Annotated in this window: 8 protein-coding genes and 1 pseudogene; 4 read left to right on the top strand and 5 right to left on the bottom strand. The window is 73.0% G+C overall.

The genetic code is table 11. The annotated features are described in order from the left end of the window. The 4 genes and pseudogenes from BN2279_RS14605 to BN2279_RS14620 all read right to left on the bottom strand — a co-directional run. Window positions 1-160, bottom strand: a pseudogene (locus BN2279_RS14605) (urease accessory protein UreF); the annotation flags it as partial. A gap of 85 nt (window positions 161-245) precedes the next feature. Further along, on the bottom strand, window positions 246-1,967 hold the full coding sequence (locus BN2279_RS14610; protein ID WP_059009596.1) for an urease subunit alpha: 1,722 nt from the start codon (window positions 1,965-1,967) through the stop codon (window positions 246-248). Then, window positions 1,960-2,316, bottom strand: coding sequence for an urease subunit beta (locus tag BN2279_RS14615; RefSeq protein WP_059009598.1), 357 nt, complete (start codon window positions 2,314-2,316; stop codon window positions 1,960-1,962). The genes BN2279_RS14610 and BN2279_RS14615 overlap by 8 nt, the downstream gene beginning before the upstream one ends. 31 nt (window positions 2,317-2,347) lie before the next feature. Continuing rightward, window positions 2,348-2,650 carry an urease subunit gamma gene (locus BN2279_RS14620; protein ID WP_199827730.1) on the bottom strand — a complete coding sequence of 101 codons (303 nt, stop codon included), beginning with the start codon at window positions 2,648-2,650 and terminating at the stop codon, window positions 2,348-2,350. Window positions 2,651-2,850: 200 nt separating this feature from the next. Here BN2279_RS14620 and BN2279_RS14625 point away from each other — a divergent pair, with 200 nt between their 5' ends. Beyond that, on the top strand, window positions 2,851-3,873 hold the full coding sequence (locus tag BN2279_RS14625) for an aspartate-semialdehyde dehydrogenase (RefSeq protein ID WP_059009600.1): 1,023 nt from the start codon (window positions 2,851-2,853) through the stop codon (window positions 3,871-3,873). 14 nt (window positions 3,874-3,887) lie between these two features. On the opposite strand, the gene BN2279_RS14630 is transcribed toward BN2279_RS14625, so the two are convergent. Further along, window positions 3,888-4,910 (bottom strand): aspartate-semialdehyde dehydrogenase, encoded by a 1,023-nt coding sequence (locus tag BN2279_RS14630; protein WP_059009600.1) that lies wholly within the window; start codon window positions 4,908-4,910, stop codon window positions 3,888-3,890. Between the two features lie 200 nt (window positions 4,911-5,110). Here BN2279_RS14630 and BN2279_RS14635 point away from each other — a divergent pair, with 200 nt between their 5' ends. Genes BN2279_RS14635 through BN2279_RS14645 form a run of 3 tightly spaced genes read left to right on the top strand, consistent with a single transcriptional unit; the run spans window position 5,111 to window position 7,515 of the window. Continuing rightward, entirely contained in the window at window positions 5,111-5,413 is a 303-nt protein-coding gene (locus BN2279_RS14635; protein WP_199827730.1) for an urease subunit gamma, read from the top strand. 31 nt (window positions 5,414-5,444) lie between these two features. After that, window positions 5,445-5,801, top strand: coding sequence for an urease subunit beta (locus BN2279_RS14640; RefSeq protein WP_059009598.1), 357 nt, complete (start codon window positions 5,445-5,447; stop codon window positions 5,799-5,801). Further along, a complete protein-coding gene (locus BN2279_RS14645; protein ID WP_059009596.1) occupies window positions 5,794-7,515 on the top strand; it encodes an urease subunit alpha in 1,722 nt (573 codons plus the stop codon). Before BN2279_RS14640 ends, BN2279_RS14645 begins: the two co-directional genes overlap by 8 nt. Window positions 7,516-7,565 lie beyond the last annotated feature (50 nt).

Raw genomic sequence — 7,565 nt, forward strand, 5'->3', positions numbered from 1 at the left:
CGGCGACCAGGCCCGCCGTGTGCAGGCGGCCCCGGCAGAACGCCGCCAGCGAGTCCGGGCCCGTGATCCGCCCGGCGCGGACGGCCGCCTCCGCGCCGCCGGAGTGCGCGTGCGCCCCGGCGGGGAACCGGCCGTCCGCCAGCAGCAGCAGCGCCGCCACCGGCGCGCTCACCGGACCGGGCCCATCGCGACCCCGCCCATCGACGACCCGCCCACCTTGCATCCGCCCACCCTGAACCCGCCCATCAGAAGAGGAAGTACCGCTGCGCGAGCGGCAGTTCGGCGGCAGGCTCGGGGGTGACAGCTTCGCCGTCGATGGTGACGGTGAAGCTGTCCGGATCGACCCGAACGTCCGGGCGGGCGTCGTTGAGCCGCATGTCGGCCTTGGTGACGCGCCGGGTGTCGGCCGCGGCGACGAGCCGCTTGCCGAGCCCGAGCCGGTCGGCGAGCCCGTCCTCCAGGGCGAGCCGGGTGACGAAGGTGACCGAGTTCGCGGCCGGGGCCCGGCCCAGCGCGCCGAACATCGGCCGGGGCAGCACCGGTTGCGGGGTGGGGATCGAGGCGTTCGAGTCCCCCATCTGGGCGTACGCGATCTGGCCGCCCTTGATCACCAGCAGCGGCTTGACCCCGAAGAACGCCGGCTCCCAGAGCACCAGATCGGCCAGCTTCCCCGGCTCGACCGAGCCGATCTCCCGGTCGAGCCCCTGGGCGACCGCCGGGTTGATCGTGTACTTGGCGACATAACGACGGGCCCGCAGATTGTCCGCCGCGCCGTCGCCGGGCAGCGCGCCGCGCCGCCGCTTCATCACGTGCGCGGTCTGCCAGGTCCGCATGATGACCTCCCCGACCCGGCCCATGGCCTGGGAGTCGGAGGAGATGATCGAGATCGCGCCCAGGTCGTGCAGCACGTCCTCGGCGGCGATGGTCGAGGGCCGGATGCGGGACTCCGCGAACGCCAGATCCTCGGGCACGGCCGGGTTGAGGTGGTGGCAGACCATCAGCATGTCGAGGTGCTCCTCGACCGTGTTGACGGTGTGCGGCCGGGTCGGGTTGGTGGAGCTGGGCAGCACGTTCGGCTCGGAGACGACCGTGATGATGTCGGGCGCGTGCCCGCCGCCCGCGCCCTCGGTGTGGTAGGCGTGCACGGTCCGGCCGCGGATCGCGGCGAGGGTGTCGGCGACGAAACCGGCCTCGTTCAGCGTGTCGGTGTGGATGGCGAGCTGGGCGCCGGTCTCCTCGCACACCGCGAGGCAGGCGTCGATGGCGGCCGGGGTGGCCCCCCAGTCCTCGTGGATCTTGAAACCGAGGGCGCCGCCGCGCAACTGGCTGAGCATCGCGTCGCGGGACACGGTGTTCCCCTTGCCGAGCAGCCCGATGTTCAGCGGGTGGCCGTCCAGCGCCTCCAGCATCCGGGCCAGGTGCCAGGGCCCCGGGGTGATGGTGGTGGCCTTGGTGCCCTCGGCCGGGCCGGTGCCGCCGCCGACCAGCGTGGTGATCCCGGACGCCAGGGCCTCGTCGAGGATGCCCGGGGAGATGAAGTGCACATGGGCGTCGATGGCGCCGGCGGTGAGGATGCGGCCGTTGCCGGAGATGATCTCGGTCTCCGGCCCGATGACCAGGCCGGGGTGGACCCCGTCCATGGTGTCGGGGTTCCCGGCCTTGCCCAGGGCGGTGATCCGGCCGTCCCTGATCCCGACGTCGGCCTTGACGATCCCGGTGTGGTCGAGCACCACGACGCCGGTGATCACGGTGTCGGGAGCGCCCTCGGCCCGGGTGGCGCGGGACTGGCCCATCGACTCGCGGATGACCTTCCCGCCGCCGAACACCGCTTCCTCGCCCGCCCGCCCGGGCCCGCCGGACAGGTCGTCCTCGATCCGGATCAGCAGATCGGTGTCGCCCAGCCGCACCCGGTCCCCGGTGGTAGGCCCGAAGAGGTCCGCGTACCGGGCCCGGCTCAGCTCAGCCATGCCCGTCCTCCCGCTCCGACAGGGCCGGCGAGTCCGGCAGGCCGGGCAGGGCGCCGCCCGTCTCGCCGCGCAGCCCGGCGACGACGCGGGCGCCGGCCAGCGGCACCAGCTCCACCTCGACGGGGATGCCGGGCTCGAACCGGACGGCCGTGCCCGCCGCGACGGCCAGCCGCAGGCCCCGCGCGGCGGCGCGGTCGAAGTCGAGGCCGGGGTTGGCCTCGGCGAAGTGGTAGTGGGAACCCACCTGGACGGGACGGTCCGCGACATTGCGCACGGTGAGCCGGGTGACCGGGGCGCCCTCGTTGAGCACCACCGGCGTGTCGGCGTACAGGATCTCTCCGGGGATCACGCTGCCCCTCTCATCGGGCGTCTCGGGCCGTTCAGGCGATGGGCTCGTGCACGGTGACCAGCTTCGTGCCGTCCGGGAAGGTGGCCTCGACCTGGACGTCGTGGATCATCTCGGGCACCCCCTCCATCACGTCCGCCCGGGCCAGCACGCGGCGGCCCGACTCCATCAGCTCGGCGACGGTCCGCCCGTCGCGGGCTCCCTCCAGGAGGTGGACGGTGATCAGCGCCACGGCCTCCGGATGGTTGAGCCGCAGGCCGCGGGCGCGGCGCCTGGCGGCCACGTCGGCGGCCACATGGATCAGCAGTCGCTCCTGCTCGTGCGGGGTCAGTTGCACGCTCTCCACCTCGTCGTCGTGTCTCGCCACTGCCGCGAACCGCCGGGCAGGGGGAGGTTAGTCCGACCTCGTTACGGCGGCGTTACTTCCGTCCGGAAGCATTTCGCGGTGTGACCGTCGTCAAAGAATTGGCCGTCGCCGCCCCCGGCAGTGCAGGGTAGGGGGGCGACGGGACGCGAGAACGGTATGTGAGGAGCCCCATGAAGATCGGGATCGTCGGAGCCACCGGCCAGGTCGGTGGCGTGATGCGGCAGGTGCTGGCCGAGCGGAAGTTTCCCGTCGACGAGCTGCGGCTGTTCGCCTCGGCCAGGTCCGCGGGCAGCACGCTGCCGTGGCAGGACGGCGTGATCACCGTCGAGGACGCGGCCACGGCCGACTACGCGGGCCTGGACATCGTGCTGTTCTCCGCCGGCAAGACCACCTCGCTGGCGCTGGCCGAGAAGGTCGCCGCGGCCGGCGCGGTGGTGATCGACAACTCCTCGGGCTGGCGCATGGACCCCGAGGTCCCGCTGGTCGTGTCCGAGGTCAACCCGCACGCCGCGAAGCGCCGCCCGAAGGGCATCATCGCGAACCCGAACTGCACGACGATGGCCGCCATGCCCGTGCTGCGCCCGCTGCACGACGAGGCCGGGCTGACCGCGCTGGTGGTCGCCACGTACCAGGCGGTCTCCGGCAGCGGCCTGGCCGGCGTCGCCGAGCTGGACCGCCAGGCCCGCGGCGCGGTCGCCCAGGACGCGGCGCGGCTGGCGTTCGACGGTACGGCCGTGGACCTCCCGGCTCCCGAGGTGTACGCGCGCCCGATCGCGTTCAACGTGCTGCCGCTGGCCGGATCGATCGTGGACGACGGCCTGGAGGAGACGGACGAGGAGCAGAAGCTCCGCAACGAGAGCCGCAAGATCCTGGAGATCCCCGGCCTGAAGGTCTCCGGCACCTGCGTGCGCGTCCCCGTGTTCAGCGGCCACTCGCTCCAGATCAACGCCCGCTTCGAGCGCGCGATCACCCCGGAGCGGGCGCGCGAGCTGCTCGCCGGGGCGGAGGGCGTGGAGCTGTCCGACATCCCGACCCCGCTCCAGGCGGCCGGCCGGGACGCCAGCTTCGTGGGCCGCGTCCGCCGCGACGAGACGGTCGACAACGGCCTGGCGCTGTTCGTCTCGAACGACAACCTCCGCAAGGGCGCCGCCCTGAACGCCGTCCAGATCGCGGAGCTGGTCGCCGCCGAGTGACCCGCCCGGGCGGGTCACTCGGCGGCGACCAGCTCCGCGATCTGGACGGCGTTCAGGGCGGCGCCCTTGCGGAGGTTGTCGTTCGAGACGAACAGCGCCAGGCCGTTGTCGACCGTCTCGTCGCGGCGGACGCGGCCCACGAAGCTGGCGTCCCGGCCGGCCGCCTGGAGCGGGGTCGGGATGTCGGACAGCTCCACGCCCTCCGCCCCGGCGAGCAGCTCGCGCGCCCGCTCCGGGGTGATCGCGCGCTCGAAGCGGGCGTTGATCTGGAGCGAGTGGCCGCTGAACACGGGGACGCGCACGCAGGTGCCGGAGACCTTCAGGCCGGGGATCTCCAGGATCTTGCGGCTCTCGTTGCGGAGCTTCTGCTCCTCGTCCGTCTCCTCCAGGCCGTCGTCCACGATCGATCCGGCCAGCGGCAGCACGTTGAACGCGATCGGGCGCGCGTACACCTCGGGAGCCGGGAGGTCCACGGCCGTACCGTCGAACGCCAGCCGCGCCGCGTCCTGGGCGACCGCGCCGCGGGCCTGGCGGTCCAGCTCGGCGACGCCGGCCAGGCCGCTGCCGGAGACCGCCTGGTACGTGGCGACCACCAGCGCGGTCAGCCCGGCCTCGTCGTGCAGCGGGCGCAGCACGGGCATGGCGGCCATCGTCGTGCAGTTCGGGTTCGCGATGATGCCCTTCGGGCGGCGCTTCGCGGCGTGCGGGTTGACCTCGGACACGACCAGCGGGACCTCGGGGTCCATGCGCCAGCCCGAGGAGTTGTCGATCACCACCGCGCCGGCCGCGGCGACCTTCTCGGCCAGCGCCAGCGAGGTGGTCTTGCCGGCGGAGAACAGCACGATGTCCAGGCCCGCGTAGTCGGCCGTGGCCGCGTCCTCGACGGTGATCACGCCGTCCTGCCACGGCAGCGTGCTGCCCGCGGACCTGGCCGAGGCGAACAGCCGCAGCTCGTCGACGGGAAACTTCCGCTCGGCCAGCACCTGCCGCATCACGCCACCGACCTGGCCGGTGGCTCCGACGATCCCGATCTTCATGGGGCTCCTCACATACCGTTCTCGCGTCCCGTCGCCCCCCTACCCTGCACTGCCGGGGGCGGCGACGGCCAATTCTTTGACGACGGTCACACCGCGAAATGCTTCCGGACGGAAGTAACGCCGCCGTAACGAGGTCGGACTAACCTCCCCCTGCCCGGCGGTTCGCGGCAGTGGCGAGACACGACGACGAGGTGGAGAGCGTGCAACTGACCCCGCACGAGCAGGAGCGACTGCTGATCCATGTGGCCGCCGACGTGGCCGCCAGGCGCCGCGCCCGCGGCCTGCGGCTCAACCATCCGGAGGCCGTGGCGCTGATCACCGTCCACCTCCTGGAGGGAGCCCGCGACGGGCGGACCGTCGCCGAGCTGATGGAGTCGGGCCGCCGCGTGCTGGCCCGGGCGGACGTGATGGAGGGGGTGCCCGAGATGATCCACGACGTCCAGGTCGAGGCCACCTTCCCGGACGGCACGAAGCTGGTCACCGTGCACGAGCCCATCGCCTGAACGGCCCGAGACGCCCGATGAGAGGGGCAGCGTGATCCCCGGAGAGATCCTGTACGCCGACACGCCGGTGGTGCTCAACGAGGGCGCCCCGGTCACCCGGCTCACCGTGCGCAATGTCGCGGACCGTCCCGTCCAGGTGGGTTCCCACTACCACTTCGCCGAGGCCAACCCCGGCCTCGACTTCGACCGCGCCGCCGCGCGGGGCCTGCGGCTGGCCGTCGCGGCGGGCACGGCCGTCCGGTTCGAGCCCGGCATCCCCGTCGAGGTGGAGCTGGTGCCGCTGGCCGGCGCCCGCGTCGTCGCCGGGCTGCGCGGCGAGACGGGCGGCGCCCTGCCCGGCCTGCCGGACTCGCCGGCCCTGTCGGAGCGGGAGGACGGGCATGGCTGAGCTGAGCCGGGCCCGGTACGCGGACCTCTTCGGGCCTACCACCGGGGACCGGGTGCGGCTGGGCGACACCGATCTGCTGATCCGGATCGAGGACGACCTGTCCGGCGGGCCCGGGCGGGCGGGCGAGGAAGCGGTGTTCGGCGGCGGGAAGGTCATCCGCGAGTCGATGGGCCAGTCCCGCGCCACCCGGGCCGAGGGCGCTCCCGACACCGTGATCACCGGCGTCGTGGTGCTCGACCACACCGGGATCGTCAAGGCCGACGTCGGGATCAGGGACGGCCGGATCACCGCCCTGGGCAAGGCCGGGAACCCCGACACCATGGACGGGGTCCACCCCGGCCTGGTCATCGGGCCGGAGACCGAGATCATCTCCGGCAACGGCCGCATCCTCACCGCCGGCGCCATCGACGCCCATGTGCACTTCATCTCCCCGGGCATCCTCGACGAGGCCCTGGCGTCCGGGATCACCACGCTGGTCGGCGGCGGCACCGGCCCGGCCGAGGGCACCAAGGCCACCACCATCACCCCGGGGCCCTGGCACCTGGCCCGGATGCTGGAGGCGCTGGACGGCCACCCGCTGAACATCGGGCTGCTCGGCAAGGGGAACACCGTGTCCCGCGACGCGATGCTCAGCCAGTTGCGCGGCGGCGCCCTCGGTTTCAAGATCCACGAGGACTGGGGGGCCACCCCGGCCGCCATCGACGCCTGCCTCGCGGTGTGCGAGGAGACCGGCGCCCAGCTCGCCATCCACACCGACACGCTGAACGAGGCCGGTTTCGTCGCCGACACCCTCGCCGCGATCCGCGGCCGGACCGTGCACGCCTACCACACCGAGGGCGCGGGCGGCGGGCACGCGCCCGACATCATCACGGTCGTCTCCGAGCCGAACGTGCTGCCCAGCTCCACCAACCCGACCCGGCCGCACACCGTCAACACGGTCGAGGAGCACCTCGACATGCTGATGGTCTGCCACCACCTCAACCCGGCCGTGCCCGAGGATCTGGCGTTCGCGGAGTCCCGCATCCGGCCCTCGACCATCGCCGCCGAGGACGTGCTGCACGACCTGGGCGCGATCTCGATCATCTCCTCCGACTCCCAGGCCATGGGCCGGGTCGGGGAGGTCATCATGCGGACCTGGCAGACCGCGCACGTGATGAAGCGGCGGCGCGGCGCGCTGCCCGGCGACGGCGCGGCGGACAATCTGCGGGCCCGTCGTTATGTCGCCAAGTACACGATCAACCCGGCGGTCGCCCAGGGGCTCGACCGGGAGATCGGCTCGGTCGAGCCGGGGAAGCTGGCCGATCTGGTGCTCTGGGAGCCGGCGTTCTTCGGGGTCAAGCCGCTGCTGGTGATCAAGGGCGGCCAGATCGCGTACGCCCAGATGGGGGACTCGAACGCCTCGATCCCCACCCCGCAACCGGTGCTGCCCCGGCCGATGTTCGGCGCGCTGGGCCGGGCCCCGGCCGCGAACTCGGTCACCTTCGTCACCCGGCTCGCCCTGGAGGACGGGCTCGCCGACCGGCTCGGGCTCGGCAAGCGGCTCGTCGCCGCGGCCGACACCCGGCGCGTCACCAAGGCCGACATGCGGCTCAACGACGCCCGCCCGGACGTTCGGGTCGATCCGGACAGCTTCACCGTCACCATCGACGGCGAAGCTGTCACCCCCGAGCCTGCCGCCGAACTGCCGCTCGCGCAGCGGTACTTCCTCTTCTGATGGGCGGGTTCAGGGTGGGCGGATGCAAGGTGGGCGGGTCGTCGATGGGC

This window comes from Streptomyces specialis, assembly GCF_001493375.1.
Lineage (GTDB): Bacteria > Actinomycetota > Actinomycetes > Streptomycetales > Streptomycetaceae > Streptomyces > Streptomyces specialis.

Bases quoted from the DNA above. Each gene is read 5' to 3' on its own strand.
- BN2279_RS14645 (WP_059009596.1), top strand. From the start codon at position 5,794: ATGGCTGAGCTGAGCCGGGCCCGGTACGCGGACCTCTTCGGGCCTACC.
- BN2279_RS14630 (WP_059009600.1), bottom strand. From the start codon at position 4,910: ATGAAGATCGGGATCGTCGGAGCCACCGGCCAGGTCGGTGGCGTGATG.
- BN2279_RS14625 (WP_059009600.1), top strand. From the start codon at position 2,851: ATGAAGATCGGGATCGTCGGAGCCACCGGCCAGGTCGGTGGCGTGATG.
- BN2279_RS14610 (WP_059009596.1), bottom strand. From the start codon at position 1,967: ATGGCTGAGCTGAGCCGGGCCCGGTACGCGGACCTCTTCGGGCCTACC.